At 59.5% G+C, this 17,892-nt stretch carries 11 protein-coding genes; 3 read left to right on the top strand and 8 right to left on the bottom strand.

Annotation, left to right across the window (positions count from 1 at the left end; translation table 11 throughout):
- Window positions 1–26: 26 nt before the first annotated feature.
- The 7 genes from AA74_RS0113995 to phoB form a co-directional block, all read right to left on the bottom strand.
- Window positions 27–1,412 (bottom strand): DUF3999 domain-containing protein, encoded by a 1,386-nt coding sequence (locus AA74_RS0113995; protein WP_025912619.1) that lies wholly within the window; start codon window positions 1,410–1,412, stop codon window positions 27–29.
- Window positions 1,409–4,030 (bottom strand): DUF2339 domain-containing protein, encoded by a 2,622-nt coding sequence (locus tag AA74_RS0113990; RefSeq protein ID WP_025912618.1) that lies wholly within the window; start codon window positions 4,028–4,030, stop codon window positions 1,409–1,411. The genes AA74_RS0113995 and AA74_RS0113990 overlap by 4 nt, the downstream gene beginning before the upstream one ends.
- Before the next feature lie 86 nt (window positions 4,031–4,116).
- On the bottom strand, window positions 4,117–5,934 hold the full coding sequence (malZ, locus tag AA74_RS0113985) for a maltodextrin glucosidase (protein ID WP_032667552.1): 1,818 nt from the start codon (window positions 5,932–5,934) through the stop codon (window positions 4,117–4,119).
- Between the two features lie 162 nt (window positions 5,935–6,096).
- Window positions 6,097–7,470: a proline-specific permease ProY gene (proY, locus tag AA74_RS0113980; RefSeq protein ID WP_008503261.1), complete on the bottom strand. Its 1,374-nt coding sequence runs from the start codon at window positions 7,468–7,470 to the stop codon at window positions 6,097–6,099.
- An 81-nt stretch (window positions 7,471–7,551) separates the two neighbouring features.
- On the bottom strand, window positions 7,552–8,871 hold the full coding sequence (gene brnQ, locus AA74_RS0113975; RefSeq protein ID WP_008503262.1) for a branched-chain amino acid transporter carrier protein BrnQ: 1,320 nt from the start codon (window positions 8,869–8,871) through the stop codon (window positions 7,552–7,554).
- A gap of 409 nt (window positions 8,872–9,280) precedes the next feature.
- On the bottom strand, window positions 9,281–10,576 hold the full coding sequence (gene phoR, locus AA74_RS0113970; RefSeq protein WP_008503264.1) for a phosphate regulon sensor histidine kinase PhoR: 1,296 nt from the start codon (window positions 10,574–10,576) through the stop codon (window positions 9,281–9,283).
- A 21-nt stretch (window positions 10,577–10,597) separates the two neighbouring features.
- Window positions 10,598–11,287, bottom strand: coding sequence for a phosphate response regulator transcription factor PhoB (gene phoB / locus AA74_RS0113965; RefSeq protein ID WP_008503265.1), 690 nt, complete (start codon window positions 11,285–11,287; stop codon window positions 10,598–10,600).
- 187 nt (window positions 11,288–11,474) lie between these two features.
- Between phoB and sbcD the strand changes: the two genes are divergently transcribed.
- Both sbcD and sbcC read left to right on the top strand, forming a co-directional pair.
- Window positions 11,475–12,680 carry an exonuclease subunit SbcD gene (gene sbcD / locus AA74_RS0113960; RefSeq protein WP_025912616.1) on the top strand — a complete coding sequence of 402 codons (1,206 nt, stop codon included), beginning with the start codon at window positions 11,475–11,477 and terminating at the stop codon, window positions 12,678–12,680.
- Window positions 12,677–15,808: an exonuclease subunit SbcC gene (gene sbcC / locus AA74_RS0113955; protein ID WP_025912615.1), complete on the top strand. Its 3,132-nt coding sequence runs from the start codon at window positions 12,677–12,679 to the stop codon at window positions 15,806–15,808. Before sbcD ends, sbcC begins: the two co-directional genes overlap by 4 nt.
- A 110-nt stretch (window positions 15,809–15,918) precedes the next feature.
- Here the strand turns inward: sbcC and mak are convergent, their stop codons facing one another.
- Window positions 15,919–16,824 carry a fructokinase gene (gene mak / locus AA74_RS0113950; RefSeq protein WP_032667551.1) on the bottom strand — a complete coding sequence of 302 codons (906 nt, stop codon included), beginning with the start codon at window positions 16,822–16,824 and terminating at the stop codon, window positions 15,919–15,921.
- A 123-nt stretch (window positions 16,825–16,947) separates the two neighbouring features.
- On the opposite strand from mak, the gene rdgC reads away from it, so the two are divergent.
- Window positions 16,948–17,862 carry a recombination-associated protein RdgC gene (rdgC, locus tag AA74_RS0113945; protein WP_008503269.1) on the top strand — a complete coding sequence of 305 codons (915 nt, stop codon included), beginning with the start codon at window positions 16,948–16,950 and terminating at the stop codon, window positions 17,860–17,862.
- Window positions 17,863–17,892: the final 30 nt, after the last annotated feature.

Below are 17,892 nucleotides of genomic sequence, written 5' to 3'. Positions count from 1 at the left end.
AAAGGCCCGCTTATGCGGGCCTTTTTTTATGCCTTGCGCTGCGTTTCCCGCCAGATGCGCCAGGCCATGCCCGCCAGCAGGAGCACGCCCGCGATCAGCACGCCCCACACCAGCAGGGCGTTCATCCAGCTCGCCCGCTCGCCTGCAGAGGTGGCGTTTAGCCGCCCCTCACCGCCCAACGCGACATCATCCAGAATATCGGCCTGCGGCAGGTTCGCCATATCATAGGTCTTGCGCAGATCGGCTGGGATCAGCATGTCAGGTTCCACCTGTGCAGGCTTTGCGGCGCCGTTGCCCCAGGCGAGCACGTACGGCGCTTTACCCTGCGCGTTGAACACCAGGTCATAGCGGTCGCGATGCCCCGTGACGCTCGGCAGGTATTCTGGCAGACGCGCATTCAGCGTCGTGATTTTCACGGCCTGCACCAGGTCCCCGTTAAGCGAAACCGGTCCGGATGTTTTCCCCTCCAGGCGGTAAATCACCTCTTTTTTCAGGGGATGCCATGTGTCTTTTTCCGTACGCCGCCACGCGATCTCCACGGGAAGGACGCCATCGCCGTTCAGCGAGATGCTAACAGCGCTCAGCGGCTGCGGACGCGTCCAGCGCCACTGCGCTTCGGTTGTCGATAACTGCTCCCCTTCCCCCTCAAGATTGATCTCTTCCGGGGCCGCCTGCGCAGGTGCGCTGATTGCGTTTACGCCGGTCAACGTTACCCCCTGGCTCTGCGTATTCAGCACCACCATGAAATAGCGATTCGCCTCGGGAGATAAAACCGTGTCGGTATCGATCCGATCGAGCTTAAGGCGATCCTGGCCGCTGGCGACGTCCAGCAGCGGCATATCTTCGCGAAGGGTATACCAGCGCTTAAGATCCTCGCTGTAATAGACCGACGCCGTTCCCTGCCACGGCGTCTGCGGGGTATTCCAGAGCAGCTGCAGCTGGGATATGGCCAGCTCACCCGTCGTCTGCTCCGGCAAGCTCAGCAGGTAATGTTGCCCGGCTGCGGCGGCTTTTTGCCCCTCCAGCACAATCTCAACGCCGTTTCGGGAACGGAGCCGGATCTTATCGCTGTCACCGGCGTCTGAGGCAGCCGCGAGCGGCGAGGCATCCAGCGGAAAGAGGCGCAGCGCCGTGGACTGCACTGTGGCCTGCGGGCGCGTCGCGGCGATCAGGCTAAAGGGAACCGGCTCACCCGACTGGTTAAAGACGCGAACATCATGCAGATCCGCGGATGTGCTCTGCTCATAGACGGCAAGCGGCAGCATCACTCGATACCACCGGGAAGGAACGGACGTGTCGAGTGAACGACCAAAGGCGTAGTCCCGTGGCGATTCCGTTGGTACTTCGTCGCAGAACGCCGGGCCGGAAAGCGCCAGCAGCGCGGTACACGCTACCGCTTTCATCCATTTCATTTTTCATCTCCTGTTTTTGGCGGTAGCGGCGAGAAATAGCCCACGATCAGCACCAGTATCGCCACGCCGATAAACGCCACCGCGCGCGACAGACCGCCTCCGCCCGCGCTGTCCACCAGCATCAGCTTAACCATCACCACACCCAGCAGCGCGGCCCCGCAGAGCCACTCCTGCCGGGAAGCCCGACGGGTGGCATGGATCATGACCACCAGCGCACTCAGCATCCAGAACAGGGCAAAGCTGGTCTGGATAAGCCGCGAATCCCACAGCGATGCCATATTCCAGGCCACGTCGCCGTACCAGGCCAGGGCGCGCATCAGCGCACCGTTCAGCCACCAGAAGCCAAACGCCATGAGCGCGACGGCTGGCCACGGGCGCGCTTGCGCAAGCAATGCCGGGTAGTAGCGGTCCACCGCCCGATAAAAGACCACCAGCCCCAGCAACGCGAACGCTGCGCCTTCCTCAAGCGGGTTTACCAGCGGGAGCCAGGTTTGACGATAGACCACGCCGTCCTGGAAATTGGTCACCACCAGCAATACCAGCAGCGCCACGACGGCAGGGATCGGTGCCAGACACGCATAGAGCGCAGGCCATTCCCGGAACGGCCACGCGCGACGCCGTACCGCAGCAGAGAGCGCCATAATCACCCCGCCGCCTGCGGCCATCGCTAATCCGCTGCCCCAGGCCGCCATGCCCCACGGCAGAGACCGGGCAAACCAGTAAAGCTCGGCGGCCAGCGCCAGTAAAATCATCCAGCACAGCGACAGATGCAGCCCCATCGCGATACGCGGCAGAACCCTTTCACCATCGCGCCGCAGCAGCATCAGCGCGGCAGGAAGCGAAATGCACCAGGCCAGGTTTGACCAGCCGGCGGCAACGATCTGCTGATGCCAGATCTGATACCCCACCATCAGCAGCATTACCGGCCACAGCAGCCATTTGCTGGCGTCCAGCTCTCGCCACGCCAGACGAGCGGCCACCTGCCGCCAGCCCCAGGCTGACGCCGCCGTCAGCGCCAGCACGCCCGCCAGAACCGGTAATTCTTTCGTGAGTACAAGCTGCGACGCACCCAGCTGCGCTACCAGCCAGAACAGCAGCCCGCCTGCCAGCAGCGCCCAGCTGACCGGCAGAAAAAGAGTCCGCCACAGCCAGGCCGCAGCCAGCCAGCAAAGGCTGAGGATGGCGAAGATAAGGAGCAGGCTCAGCGACGTAACGCCGTCCGTTTGCGCCCACAGCGCGCTGCCGAGGGCCAGCACCAGCAGCGCCGTCCCGCTATAGCTCATGCGCCGCTGGTGCTGCTGCACGCCCAGCCAGAGAATACCCAGCCCCTCCAGCGCCCAGGCCATTGCCGTCCAGCGCGCCGACAGCGCCAGCGGAATGGCGAGCGTGGCGAACCCGCCGCCGATCGCCAGCGCTGCCATGACCAGCGGCCGTCCGAGGGAGGGATAGCGCCGCAGCGCGAGGTACGCGAGGGTGAGATAAAATGCGCCGTATCCCAGCGCGCTCAGCGCCGGGCCATATTCCCAGTATCGAGTCATGCCGTACTGCATTCCGAAGCCGATCAGCGGCGGGGCAAACAGCAGCACACCGTCAACGATCTGCTTCCCTTTTTCCTGCGCCCGCAGCGACAGCGCCACGCTCAGCACGCCGAAGATCAGCGTATTGGCAATCAGGAACAGCTGGCAGATCCAATAGTCTTCAGGCTGGTAATCACTCAGCCCCCACAGGCCGCCCACGCCGAACGTGAACAGCAGCCCGAGCAGGTTCAGCTCGCGCCAGTGCTGCCAGATGCTGATAGCAAGAATGCCGATGGACAGCAGGAGATAGAAAGAGAACAGCGCGACAAAGCTGCCGCCCCCGGTAGACAACAGCAGTGGCGCAAGATACCCGCCGAGGCTCGCCAGCATGGCAAGGCTCAGGGCCTTCTGCAGCACCGCCAGCCCGACGCTCGCCGCGCAGATCACCACCAGCAGCGCAAAAGCCAGCGTCATCGGCAGCATTTGCCAGAGCCGGAAGGCGCCAAACACCGTCAGGTAGAGCACGCCGGTCGCCCCGCCCTGGAGGATCAGCGCATAGACCCGCTGCCTGTGCCGCAGCCGCCACCCAATCGCCAGCAGAACAACGGCAAACAGCGCCGCTGCCACGAGGCGCAGCTCAAGCGGGAACAGGGAATGTTCGACGGTATAGCGCAGCAGGAAAGAGAGGCCGAGGAAGAGCAGCAGAATGCCCAGCTTCGCCAGCGGATTGCCCTGCATGAACCAGCGCGCCAGCGACGTCAGGATGCCGCCAAAGGCTGAAGGCTGTTTTGCCGCAGGGGTCGGGGCCTGAGAAGAAGCGGGTTCTGCCACCGCTGCGGGAATATCGGGTCGCCAGGGGTCGACAGGCGCGAGAGCGTCCTCCACCACTGGCGCGGTAATTGCCTCCGGCGCGGCGGTCTGCACCGGTTCCGGCGCGTTCTCAGGCACGCCGCGCTGCTCAAGCGCCTCTATGCGCTGGCGCAGCCGGGCAATCTCCTGCCGCGCTGCCGTACTTCGGTTAAACCCGATAACCGCAAGCACGGGCGCAACCAGCAGCGCAAAAACCAGGAATAAACAGCCAAGGATGTAAAGCTCGTCCATGTTTCCACCTTCACCGTAAACGATCTGTTAAGATTGACACAAATCGTTGCATTTGCGCCATCTTAAAAGGTGGAAACAATAGCGTATTAGCTGCCGAACCAGATCGTCGCGGATATTGCAGGCAGCGCCAGCACGCCGTCCTGTATTGTCGCCTTGCCCTCTTTACTCTTCCACGCAGCGACATTCAGCAGCGGTGAATCATCCAGCACCACTTCGCAGGCCTCGCCCCGGTTGATCGCCACCAGCACGCGCTGCTGGTTATAAACGCGGGCAAAGACCACGACGTTATCATGAGCGTATACCACCTGGCAGCCGCCGTAGCGCAGGGCAAGACTCTGCTTACGCAGCTTCGCCAGTCGCTGGTACAGGCTGAACAGCACTTTATCCTGTTTCTCTGGTGCCCACGGGAAGGTTTTGCGGCAGAACGGATCGTTGTTGCCGTCCAGCCCCACCTCGTCTCCGTAGTAGATGCACGGCACGCCCGGCCAGGTGAAGAGCCAGGTCACCGCCAGCGGCAGACGCGCGACATCTTTGCCCAGCAGGGATTTAAAACGCGCGGTATCGTGGCTATCGAGCTGGTTAAACATCCGCAGCTGCTGCTGATGCGACAGCCCGGCGCGGTAGTTCTCCATCCACGCTATGCAGGTTTCCGCGTCGATATGATTTGGATCGTAGGAGATATCGGTGTTGGCGAGGAATCCCCACAGCGGGAAGGTAAAGCCGCGATAGTTCATCGCCGCATCTTCCGCATCGTTCTGCAGCCACTGGCGCGCGTCACCAAAGTGCTCGCCATAAACGAACGCTTCCGGCTGTGCGGCTTTTGCCGAGCGCGTTATGCCGGCGACGTGCTGAAGGTTATTCCGCGCCCCGCCCGCTTCGCCGAGCATATGCACCACGTCCAGGCGCCAGCCGTCCATATTCCACGGCGCCTTCAGCCAGTGTCGGACGATGCTGTCTTCGCCGCCGTAGATTTCATTAACGAGCGTTGGCGACCGGAAATCCAGCTTCGGCAGGCTCGGGTAGCCCAGCCAGTCCAGCGCGCGGCCCTCCTCGTTAAAGCTGTACCAGTCGCGCTGCGGCGAATCCGGGTTATGACATGCCCCGCCCATCGACTGGTTATGCCGATCAAACCACGCATGCGAATCGCCGCTGTGGTTGAACACGCCGTCCAGGATCAGGCGCATCCCCTCTTTTTGCGTATTCTTACGCAAGCGCAGCAGCGCCTCGTCGCCGCCAAACTGCTCATCAACGTGGCGATAATCTTCGGTATCGTATTTGTGTACGCTCGGGGCCTTAAACACCGGGTTGAGGTATAGCGCCGTCACGCCCAGTTTTTTCAGGTACGGCAGCTTTTCGCTGATACCGTCGAGATCGCCGCCGTAGAAGGTCGAGCCGCCCGCCTGCGCGGTTAACGGCTCATCCCACGCTTTCAGGATAATGTCGTGGCCCGCGGCATGGTGGTAATAGATCTTATCCTGGTCGGCAGTGCGCTTTTCGCTGCGCGCAAAACGGTCCGGGAAAATCTGGTAAAAGACCTGATCGTTAACCCACTGCGGGCCGTTATCCGGATAATCGACCGCAAACTGCTCCAGCCGTGCAGGCGGGAAACGGCTAAACCCCTGCGGGGTAAACCACAGCTGACGGTTGTTCCACAAAAGCTTAAAGCTGTAGCGGCGGCGCGGCTGTCCGCTGTTCAGATCGATATTCGCCCGCCAGGCGGTAATACCCGGCTGCGGCTGGCTGCGCAGCTTGTGCATTTTCAACCCGGTCTCTTCGTTATCGATTTCGGCGCGGAGCGTCACGCGATCGGGCTGGTTTTCCCCCGCCAGCCAGAGCGTAATCACAAGGTTGTCTTTGTTTTGCTTAACAAATGGGGCAACCGGAAGGTGCCAGGCGTTTAACATCACGAATCCCCTCTGATGAAATTGACGTCACCTTGCCACAGGGTGGTTAAGGATAGCTCACCATGATGGGATTTATTGGGGGAGGAGGACGGGGGAGGAGTTTTTTGGGGGGTAAAAGGGAGTGTAGGCCGGGTAAGCGCAGCGCCACCCGGCATTTTTACCTTACTGCGCTTCTGCCAGCTGACGGTCGCGGCGGCATTTGAACACCCAGCCCACCAGCAGCAGCACGATCCACGCGCAGCCCACGTAGAGCGAAATGCGGGTGTCCGGATGGTAGCCAATCAGGCCAATGATAAACACCAGGAAGATCAGCCCGACGACGGTCGTCGCAACGCCGCCCGGTACTTTGAACTTCAGCGCTTTCGCCTCATCCGGCGACAGGCGACGGCGGAAGGCAATCTGCGACAGCAGGATCATGATCCACACCCACACCGTCGCGAAGGTCGCCAGGGATGCAATCACCAGGAAAACGTTCTCAGGCATGATGTAGTTCAGATAAACCGAGAACAGCAGCGCCACGGTCATCACCACAACGGTCACCCACGGCGTGCCGCGGCGTGAGGTTTTGGCGAACACCTTCGGCGCGCTGCCCTGCTCCGCCATGCCGTGCAGCATACGCCCCACGCCAAAGACGTCACTGTTGATCGCCGAAAGCGACGCGGTCAGCACCACAAAGTTCAGAATGCTAGCCGCAAAGGCAATGCCCATATGCTGGAAGGTCAGGACAAACGGGCTACCGTTGGTACCCACCTGATTCCACGGGTAAATGGACATGATCACGAACAGCGTACCCACATAAAACACCAGAATACGCATCGGCACCGAGTTGATGGCGCGCGGAATGGATTTCTCCGGGTCTTTCGCTTCACCGGCGGTAATACCGATAATCTCGATACCGCCGTAGGCGAACATCACCATCTGCAGCGACATCACCATGCCGAGCCAGCCGTTGCTGAAGAAGCCACCGTTGCTCCAGAGGTTATGGATCCCGGTCGGCTGCCCGCCGTTGCCAATCCCCCAGATGATGATCCCGAAACCGGCCACAATCATGATGATAATGGTGGCGACCTTGAAGAAGGAGAACCAGAACTCCAGCTCGCCGAACACCTTCACGCTCATCAGGTTGACGGCGCAAATGATCAGCACCACGCTCAGCACCCAAATCCAGTGCGGCACCGCCGGGAACCAGACGCCCATATAGATGCCAAACGCCGTCACGTCGGCTATTGCCACGATCAGGATTTCGAAGCAGTAGGTCCAGCCGGTGATAAACCCGGCCAGCGGGCCGAGGTTTTCCTGCGCGTAGCGCGAGAAGGAGCTGGCGGAGGGGTTATGAACCGACATTTCGCCGAGGGCGCGCATGATGATATACGCCGCCACGCCGCCGATGATGTACGCCAGCAGCACGCTTGGACCGGCCATTTTGATGGCATCTGCCGAGCCATAAAAAAGACCGGTGCCAATAGCAGAGCCCAGCGCCATAAAGCGGATGTGGCGCGTGCTCAATCCACGTTTAAGTTTGTTAGTGCTTTCCATTTAAATCTTGCCATTCAACACGAAAAAAACAAAAAACCACGGGGCCTTAAGCCCCGTGGTTAAACAGTTTGTTGCCGTTGATTAATGGGCGTTCGATGCGACCTGACGCCCTGCAGCACGGTCCCAGATAACCGCCAGAACCAGTGCAACAACGGTAGGCATCAGCCAGGCCAGACCCTGCTCGGACAGCGGCAGACGCTGTGTCCAGGCTGGCAGAATTTCAGCGAACGCTGATGCTTTAATCCCGTCAAGGATACCAAAAATCAGGCTGATAAACATGGCTGGCGCAATAATTCGTGAGGAGTTGTTCCACCACGGGCGGGTGAAGCTCAGCACCACCAGCACGATGCACGGCGGATAGATCGCCGTCAGTACCGGAATAGAGACCTGAATCAGGTGGCTCAGACCGAGGTTGGATACCGCCATGGAGAAGATACCAAGGATAAACACCAGGGTGCGGTAAGAGAGCGGCAGGTACTGCGCAAAGAACTCAGCACAGGCGCAGGTCAGGCCAACCGCGGTAACCAGGCAGGCCAGGAAGATGAGCGCCGCCAGCAGCATACTGCCCGCACCACCGAAGGTGTGCTGGACGTAGGCGTGCAGGATAGCCGCACCGTTGGCGTTCTGATCGACCAGCATCGCGCTATCGGAGCCCAGGCGGAACAGCGCCAGATACAGCAGCGTCAGGCCTACACCGGCCATCAGGCCAGCCCAGATGGTGTAGCGGGTCAGCAGACGCGCTTCGGTCACCCCGCGGGAACGCGCGGCGTTAACGATAACGATACCAAACACCATCGCGCCCAGCGTATCCATCGTCAGGTAGCCGTTCACAAAGCCGTTAGAGAACGCGGCGTTTTTATAGGCGTCCATCGCGTCGCTAATCGGGCCTGCAGGCCAGACGATAGCCGCCACCGCCAGAACAATCAGCGCCACAATTTTCAGCGGAGCCAGGAAGTTACCCACGGTATCCAGCAGTTTGCCCGGATAGAGGGAAACCAGAATCACGATAGCGAAGTAGATCAGGCTGTAGATGAACAGCGGCATCGCGCCGTCACCGGTCAGCGGAGCAATACCCACTTCGAAGGAAACGGTCGCGGTACGCGGGGTGGCAAACAGCGGACCCACGGCCAGATAGCAGACGGTAGCCAGCAGAACGCCCGCCACTTTGCCAATCGGGGTGCTGAGGCTATCCACACCGCCGCCGACTTTCGCCAGCGCGATGACGGTCAGCACCGGCAGACCCACGGCAGTAATCAGGAAACCAAACGCGGCGGTCCAGACGTGTTCACCCGCCTGTAAGCCAACCATTGGAGGGAAAATGATGTTGCCTGCGCCAACGAACAGCGCAAATGTCATAAAGCCCAGCGCGATGATGTCACGCGATTTTAAGTGATGGGTCATAAAACCTTACTGCCTGTGGATGTGGTGTTGAAAACATTGAGATTTTCGCTGCCCCTGACGGGACGATACAGCCGAAAATTTGCTCAATTTTAGCGGGATATGCTCCCGTCCTGGCGTGGAGAAGAATAGTTTTTCGATTTACCACGCAAATACAGTCGGTCTGACAGTATCTGGGGGGCAATTTAAACGCTTATAACGTTTAAAGGCAAGGTGGGATCGTAAAACCAGAACAATATGCCAGCATGAAAATACACTCCAGCACAATACGCTAATTATAAGAAAAACCCATGGCTAATCATGCGAACAAAAAACAGCCAGCCGTATAAAATTCACACGCGTTTCGCTTGACTGCAAAGCAAACGGGCCAGCGATGGCTGACCCGTGGAAAGGTAAAATGACACACCTGCCGTCAGGCGATCTTTTTGGCAATTAATCGTTCCGGGATCACGAAGCTGAAGCGGGTTCCTTTGCCCAGGGTACTCTGAATATCGAGACGGCTTTCATGGTGATTCACCGCGTGTTTCACAATCGCCAGCCCCAGGCCGCTTCCGCCCGTCTGCCGCGATCGCGCTTTATCCACGCGATAGAAGCGCTCGGTCAGACGCGGAATATGCTCCGGCGCGATCCCCGGCCCGTTGTCCTCCACGCTAAACTCGGCCCCCGTTGGGGTATGCTGCCAGCGCACCACGATCTCCGTCCCTTCCGGCGTATGGTTTACCGCGTTATACACCAGGTTGGAGATAGCGCTGCGCAGCTCATCTTCACTGCCCAGCACCTTTAGCGTGTTGTCGACCTCAAAGGTCAGGTGATGCTTTTTGTGGCTTAACGTCTGCGCTTCACGCTCCACGACCCGCAGCATCATCGGCACATCAATAGTGTCATTCAGCGCGAGCGTGGGTGCCGCTTCAATCTTCGAGAGCGTCAGCAGCTGCTTCACCAGGCCTTCCATCCGGTGCGTTTGCTCGCGCATGGTGTGCAGCGCTTTTTCACGCGGCGCACCTTCCAGCGTTTGCTCCTGCATCATCTCCAGGTAGCCCTGCAGCACGGTCAGCGGGGTACGCAATTCGTGACTGACGTTGGCGAAGAAGTTGCGGCGCGCCCCTTCCAGCTGGTGCATCTGGGTGACATCGCGCGCCACCATCAGCCACTGCTTATCGCTGTAGGGCATCACGCGGATCTCCAGATGGCGACCGTTATTGAGCTTGAGATTGTGCGGACGGGTAAAATCACGCTTTTTCAGGTACAGCGTAAACTCGGGATAACGCAGAAGGTTGAGGATATTCTGGCCATTATCGTCCGGCCAGCGCAGGCCCAGCAGCTGCTGCGCCAGGCCGTTACACCAGAAGATCGTCCCTTCTTCGGTGGTCAGAATGACCGCATCCGGTAGCGACTCCGCACCGCTGCGAAAACGCTTAATCAGGCTTCCCAGCTCGCGGCGGCGCTTTTTATTTCGCATCTGCATCTGGTGCAGACCGTACAGCAGCGGCTCCCAGCTGCCGCTTCCGGGCGGCGGCGTCATGCTTCGGTCAACCCACAGCCACCAGGAGAGGCGCAGCAGGTTCCAGAAATGCCAGATCAGCAGCCCGGTGACCGACGCCAGCAGAAACCACGGCAGATGTCCAAGAAAGGCCCCCAGAATGAAGGCCGGAATACAGCATAAGATCAGTTCAAAGACGAGCCTTTTCCATGACAGACGTTCCAGCACGCGTCACACTCCTGTCATTGTTCAGAAACGGGTAGAAAAACGATAACCCGTGCCGCGGACCGTCTGCACCATGCGATCGTGGCCGCTCAGTTCCAGCGCTTTTCGCAGGCGGCGGATATGTACGTCAACCGTCCGGTCTTCGACATACACGTTAGTTCCCCAGACGTTATTCAGCAACTGCTCGCGGCTGTACACGCGTTCCGGGTGGGTCATAAAGAAGTGCAGAAGTTTAAATTCGGTAGGCCCCATGTCGAGGGGATTTTCACCCGTCATCACGCGGTGAGAAGTCGGATCAAGGCTCAGCCCCTGCATCTCAATCACCTCTTCCACCGCCATCGGCGAAATACGGCGCATCACGGCTTTAATGCGGGCCACCAGCTCTTTGGGGGAGAACGGTTTGGTAATGTAATCGTCCGCGCCGGTCTCCAGACCGCGCACACGATCCTCTTCTTCTCCGCGCGCCGTGAGCATCACAACCGGGATGTCGCGGGTCAGCGCTTCACGCTTCAGGTGTTTGATAAACTGCAGTCCGGAGCCGCCAGGCAGCATCCAGTCCAGCAGAATCAGATCGGGCCAGGGTTCATTCAGCTGGTTCACTGCGCTGTCATAATCTTCCGCTTCAACCGGCTGGAAGCCGTTTTGCTCGAGCACGAAGCACACCATTTCACGAATTGGAGCTTCATCTTCTACGACCAGAATACGTCTCGCCATACTTTGCCCTGTCTTATCTTATTTACGTTACAAGTTTGTAATTCGGCGCCATTATGCGTCAGATTTATGACAGATTTATGAAAAACAGTACCACTATAAATGGCAAACTGTTGTTTTATTACAGCGGTTATTTTCCCTTCTCTGAACGTTTATAATCCTGCTTTCTCTTTTTTGCCACGGATCAGCTATGCGCATACTTCACACCTCGGACTGGCATCTGGGTCAAAATTTTTACAGCAAAAGCCGTGCGGCTGAACATGAAGCGTTCCTGAACTGGCTGCTGGAAACGGCCCGGACGCATGAGGTGGACGCGATTATCGTGGCGGGAGATATTTTTGATACCGGCTCGCCGCCGAGCTATGCGCGTGAGCTGTACAACCGCTTCGTGGTGAATCTGCAGCAAACCGGCTGTCATCTGGTGATTGTCGCCGGCAACCATGATTCCGTCGCGACGCTTAACGAATCCCGCGACATCCTGGCGTTTCTCAATACCACCGTCGTCGCCAGCGCCGGGCACGCCCCGCAGATCCTGAAAAAGCGCGACGGGTCGCCCGGGGCGGTACTGTGTCCGATTCCCTTTTTGCGTCCGCGCGACATCGTGCAAAGCCAGGCGGGGCTGTCGGGCGCGGAAAAGCAGCAGCATTTGTTACAGGCGATCGCCGATTATTACCGCCAGCAGCACGCCGAAGCCTGTGCCCTGCGCGGTGATCAGCCGATTCCGGTGATTGCGACCGGGCACCTCACCACCGTCGGGGCCAGTAAAAGTGACGCCGTGCGTGACATCTATATCGGCACGCTGGACGCCTTTCCGGCGCAGCACTTCCCGCCCGCCGACTACATTGCGCTCGGACACATCCACCGGGCGCAGATCGTCGGCGGCTGCGAGCACATCCGATACTGCGGCTCGCCTCTTTCGCTCAGCTTTGACGAAACGGGCAAAGCCAAATCCGTGCATCTGGTGAGCTTTTGCGAGGGCAAACTCAGCGCCGTCGACACGCTGGAGGTGCCCGTAACTCAACCGCTGGCGGTGCTGAAAGGCGATCTCGATGCCATCACCGCCCAGCTGGAGCAGTGGCGCGGCGTCGAGCAAGTTCCCCCCATCTGGCTGGACATCGAAATCACCACCGACGACTACCTGCACGATATGCAGCGGAAAATCCAGGCGCTGACCGAAGACCTGCCGGTAGAGGTCTTGCTGGTGCGCCGCAGCCGCGAGCAGCGCGAGAAAATTCTGCTAAGCGCTCAACGCGAAACGCTCAGTGAACTGGGGGTCGAAGAGGTATTTGAACGCAGGCTCTCACAGGAGGAGATTGACGATGCGAAGCGCGCAAGGCTCAGCGAACTGTTCAGCCATACCCTGCATGCGCTCAATGATGAGGAAGAAAACGCATGAAAATTCTGAGCCTGCGCCTGAAAAATCTCAACTCCCTCAAGGGCGAGTGGAAAATTGACTTTACCGCTGAGCCGTTTGCCAGCAACGGGCTGTTTGCCATCACCGGCGCAACCGGGGCAGGTAAAACCACCCTGCTCGACGCCATCTGTCTGGCGCTTTATCACGAAACGCCGCGCCTGAATAAAGTCTCCCAGGCGCAAAATGACCTGATGACCCGCGACACCGCCGAGTGTCTGGCGGAAGTGGAGTTCGAGGTAAAAGGCACCGCCTATCGCGCCTTCTGGAGCCAGAACCGGGCGCGCAACCAGCCGGACGGCAACCTGCAGGCGCCGCGCGTGGAGCTGGCGCGCTGCGAAGATGGCAAAATCCTGGCCGACAAAGTGACGGATAAGCTGGAGCAAACCGCCGCGCTCACCGGGCTGGACTTCGGGCGCTTTACCCGCTCGATGCTGCTCTCTCAGGGGCAGTTTGCCGCCTTCCTTAATGCCAAGCCGAGCGATCGCGCCGAGCTGCTGGAAGAGCTGACCGGCACCGAAATCTACGGTCAGATTTCCGCCATGGTGTTTGAGAAACACAAAGCGGCCCGCAGCGTGCTTGAAAAGTGCGAGGCGCAGGCGGCGGGCGTCGTGCTGTTGAGCGAAGAACAACAGCAGCAGTTACAGCAAAGTTTGCAGGCACTTACTGACGCAGAGAAAACCCTGCTGGAACAGCAGCAAAACCAACAGAAACATTTTCAGTGGCTTACGCGCCATGATGAGCTCGTGCGCGAGCAACAGCGCGTCGCCGCAATGCAGCAGCAGGCGCAACAGGCGCTGACGGACGCTGCGCCTGAGCTGGCAAAGCTCCAGCTCGCTCTACCCGCCGCCCAGCTTCGCCCGCTCTGGGAGCATCAGCAGGAGCAAACCGCGCGTCTGGCGCAAACGCAGCAGCGAATTATCGAAGTAAATACTCGCTTACAAGCCAGAACCGCGCTGCGTTCACGTATTCGCAATACCGCTCTGCGTAACCACGAGCAGCTACAGGCCGAACTGACGGCGCTGGCGCAGTGGCTGACGGAGCACGAGCGCTATCGTCTGTTAGGCCAGGAGATTGCAGGCTGGCGCGCCCAGTTCTCTCAGCTTAACCGCGATAAAACGCAGTTAGCCTCGCTTGCTGCGCGGATAGGTGAATTACGCAACAGGCTGGCTGCGATGCCGGAAAACGCGCTGACGCTGACGGCGGATGAGGTCAGTGCGGCCATGGAGCAGCAGTCCAGGTCCCGCACGCTGCGCCAGCAGCTGACGTCGCTGCATGCCCGCTATCAGCCGCTGCAAAAGCGCCTGCGCCAGAGCAGTGAAAGCGTGCAGAAGGCGCAGGCCGAACAAAATAAACTCAATGAAACGCTGACGCTGCGCCGCCAGCAGTACAAAGAGAAAAACCAGCACTATCTCGACCTGAAAGCTCTGTGCGAAACCGAAGCAACAATTAAGAAGCTGGAGCATTACCGCTCCCGGCTTGAGGCGGGCAAACCCTGCCCGCTGTGCGGTTCCTGTGAACATCCCGCCGTTGAGCAATATCAGTCACTTGAGCTGACGGATAACCAGCGCCGCCGTGATGCCCTGGAAAAAGAGGTCGCCGCCCTTAAAGAGGAAGGCCTGCTGGTGCTGGGACAGGTCAATGCCCTGACTCAGCAGATCCAGCGCGAGACAGACGACGCGCAGACGCTTTCTCAGGAAGAGCAAGCGCTCACTAAAGAGTGGGTGGCGGCCTGCACGTCCCTGAACATTACCTTGAATATTCAGGACGATATCGCGCCATGGCTGAACGAACAGGAACATTACGAGCGCCAGCTTTATCAGCTCAGTCAGCGTCTCACCCTGCAGAACCAGCTGAGCGAACAGGACGCGCAGGAGCGGCAGTATCAGCAGCAGCTGGCGGCCACGCGGCAGGCGCTGGAACATGCCCTGCTCGCGCTCTCGCTTAACGCACCTGAAGAGGGTCAGGAAGCCGCCTGGCTTCAGGCCCGCGAAGCGGAATTCGCGCAGTGGCAGGAGAAGCAAACGCAGCACGGCGTGCTTCAGGAACGCATAAACGCCCTGAAGCCGCTGCTCGACGCGCTTCCGGCAGCGAACAGCGAAGACGCCGAACCGGTTATTCCTGATAACTGGCGCGCCATCCACGACGAGTGCGTGTCGCTGCAAAGCCAGCTGACCGCGCAACAGCAGCAGGAAGGGCTGGAGCGAGAGCGCCTGCAGCAGTCGCAGACGCAGTTCACCGCGGCGCGCTCGGCGAGCTGCTTTGCCGACCAGGACGCGTTTCTTGCCGCCCTGCTGGATGACGATGCTATTCGCCACCTTGAACAGCTGAAACAGTCGCTGGAAAACCAGATCCAGCAGGCCGCGGCGCTGTGCGGGCAAGCTAACCAGCAGCTGCAGTCTCATCTGGCGCTGCGCCCGGAAGGGCTCGACGCCGATGCCGCCACGCTGCAAAGCCAGCTGCAGCAGCTGGCGCAACAGCTGCGCGAGAACACCACGCATCAGGGCGAGATCCGCCAGCAGCTTAAGCAGGACAGCGATAACCGGCAGCACCAGCTGGCGTTGATGCAGCAAATTGAAGAGGCCGCGCGCCAGGCGGATGACTGGGGTTATCTGAACGCGCTGATCGGCTCCAGCACCGGCGACAAGTTCCGTAAGTTCGCCCAGGGGCTGACGCTGGACAATCTCGTCTGGCTGGCTAACCAGCAGCTTAACCGCCTGCACGGGCGTTATTTATTGCAGCGTAAGGCCAGTGACGCGCTGGAGCTGGAAGTGGTGGATACGTGGCAGGCGGATGCGGTCCGCGATACCCGTACCCTCTCCGGCGGCGAGAGCTTCCTGGTCAGCCTGGCGCTGGCGCTGGCGCTTTCCGATCTGGTGAGTCATAAAACGCGAATCGATTCCCTGTTCCTGGATGAAGGGTTCGGCACGCTCGACAGTGAGACGCTGGATACCGCGCTGGATGCGCTCGACGCGCTGAACGCCACCGGGAAAACCATTGGCGTGATCAGCCACGTCGAGGCGATGAAAGAGCGTATTCCGGTGCAGATCAAAGTGAAGAAGATTAACGGGCTGGGGTACAGCAAGCTGGATAAAGAATTTGCCGTGCAGTAAAGGTCCACTCCACATGTAGGCCGGGTAAGGCGTAGCCGCCACCCGGCTTTTTTATTGTGGCTGCCTGAATTCGCCCGCTGGCGCTTCGCTTACCGGGCTTACAGAGCCGTTTATTCTGGCCACAGCCACGCCGCGCCGCGCACGCCGCTGGAGTCCCCGTGGACGGCTTTGCGGATCGGCGTTTCACACTCGCCGCCGAAGACCCACTGCTTCACCAGGTTCGGCACCGTGGCGTACAGCCGGTCGACGTTGCTCATGCCGCCGCCCAGCACAATTACGTCCGGATCGAGAATATTCACCACGTGCGCCAGGGATTTCGCCAGCCGCATTTCATAGCGGCTCAGGGCCAGCTCCGCCACCGGATCCTGCGCTTCGACCAGACGCATGATCTCATTTCCCTTGAGCGGCTGGCCGCTCAGGCGGTGGTAATCGGTCGCAAAACCGGTACCGGAGATAAAGGTCTCAATACAGCCCTGTTTTCCGCAGTAGCACGGCACTTCGGTGCGGTATTTGAGTTCGTCTTCATCCATCCACGGCAGCGGGTTGTGCCCCCACTCGCCCGCGGTGCCGTTACCGCCGATATGGGCGCGCCCGCCGAACGCTACGCCCGCACCGCAGCCGGTGCCGATGATCACGGCAAACACGGTCTGGGCACCGGCCGCCGCGCCGTCGATGGCCTCAGAGACCGCCAGGCAGTTGGCGTCGTTGGCCAGAAGCACTTCCCGCTTCAGGCGCGCGCTTAAATCTTTATCAAACGGCTGACCGTTGAGCCAGGTGGAGTTGGCATTTTTAACCACGCCGGTATATGGCGAGATCGACCCCGGTATCCCCATCCCGACGCTGCCGGTTTGCCCTGTCGCCTGCTCGGCCATCTCGACCAGCCTGGCAATCGTCTCGATAGTCTGGTGATAATCATCGCGCGGCGTTGGCAGACGATGGCGGAACAGCTGCTCCCCCTGCTCGCTCAGTGCGATGACTTCTGTTTTGGTGCCGCCCAAATCGATCCCAATACGCACAAGACTCTCCTCATTATTTTGATTATCAACAGAGTAGAAGCACGCTTCCCGATTAGCAATGCAAGCGATGCGACAATTCGTTATCATGCCCGCTGATTTAACGACAAGGCCGTGGAAATTATCATGCTGTGGTTCAAAAATTTGATGGTTTACCGTCTCAGCCGCGACGTTTCGCTGCGTGCAGAAGAGATGGAAAAACAGTTAGCCGCTTATACCTTTTCCCCTTGCGGTAGCCAGGATATGGCGAAAACCGGTTGGGTTCCGCCAATGGGTTCACAAAGCGATGCACTGACCCACGCCAGCAGCACGGGTCAAATCATCGTCTGCGCCCGTAAAGAAGAGAAAATACTGCCGACGCCGGTGGTTAAGCAGGCACTCGAAGCGAAAATTCTCAAGCTGGAAGCCGAGCAGGGCCGCAAGCTGAAAAAGACCGAAAAAGATTCGCTGAAAGATGAAGTACTGCACTCCCTGCTGCCGCGCGCCTTCAGCCGCTTCAGCCAGACCATGATGTGGATCGACACCGTTAACGGGCTGATCATGGTGGACTGCGCCAGCGCCAAGAAAGCAGAAGATACGCTGGCCCTGCTGCGTAAGAGCATCGGCTCGTTACCGGTCGTTCCGCTGGCGCTGGAAACGCCAATTGAGTTAACGCTGACCGAATGGGTACGCAGCGGTGCTGCGGCTCAGGGTTTCCAGATCCTTGATGAAGCCGAGCTGAAAGCCCTGCTGGAAGATGGCGGCGTGATCCGCGCGAAGAAGCAGGATCTGGTGAGCGACGAAATCGCCGTCCACATCGAAGCGGGTAAAGTGGTCACTAAACTGGCGCTCGACTGGCAGCAGCGTATTCAGTTCGTGATGTGCGACGACGGCTCCGTGAAGCGTCTGAAGTTCTGCGACGAGCTGCGCGATCAGAACGAAGATATCGACAGGGAAGATTACGCCCAGCGTTTTGACGCGGACTTCATCCTGATGACCGGCGAGCTGGCCGCGTTGATTCAGAATCTGGTGGAAGGTCTCGGCGGCGAAGCGCAGAGATAACGGGCAAACCGTAGGCCGGGTAAGCGTTAG

The sequence above is a fragment of the Enterobacter sp. 5-4 genome (assembly GCF_000612205.1).
GTDB classification, from domain to species: Bacteria; Pseudomonadota; Gammaproteobacteria; order Enterobacterales; family Enterobacteriaceae; genus Enterobacter; species Enterobacter roggenkampii.
This window is presented reverse-complemented; position numbering and strand designations above follow the sequence as displayed.

Excerpts from the sequence above, each read along its gene's own strand:
- sbcD (WP_025912616.1), top strand. The coding sequence starts at position 11,475 with ATGCGCATACTTCACACCTCGGACTGGCATCTGGGTCAAAATTTTTAC.
- phoB (WP_008503265.1), bottom strand. The coding sequence starts at position 11,287 with ATGGCGAGACGTATTCTGGTCGTAGAAGATGAAGCTCCAATTCGTGAA.
- brnQ (WP_008503262.1), bottom strand. The coding sequence starts at position 8,871 with ATGACCCATCACTTAAAATCGCGTGACATCATCGCGCTGGGCTTTATG.
- rdgC (WP_008503269.1), top strand. The coding sequence starts at position 16,948 with ATGCTGTGGTTCAAAAATTTGATGGTTTACCGTCTCAGCCGCGACGTT.
- proY (WP_008503261.1), bottom strand. The coding sequence starts at position 7,470 with ATGGAAAGCACTAACAAACTTAAACGTGGATTGAGCACGCGCCACATC.
- malZ (WP_032667552.1), bottom strand. The coding sequence starts at position 5,934 with ATGTTAAACGCCTGGCACCTTCCGGTTGCCCCATTTGTTAAGCAAAAC.
- AA74_RS0113995 (WP_025912619.1), bottom strand. The coding sequence starts at position 1,412 with ATGAAATGGATGAAAGCGGTAGCGTGTACCGCGCTGCTGGCGCTTTCC.
- sbcC (WP_025912615.1), top strand. The coding sequence starts at position 12,677 with ATGAAAATTCTGAGCCTGCGCCTGAAAAATCTCAACTCCCTCAAGGGC.
- AA74_RS0113990 (WP_025912618.1), bottom strand. The coding sequence starts at position 4,030 with ATGGACGAGCTTTACATCCTTGGCTGTTTATTCCTGGTTTTTGCGCTG.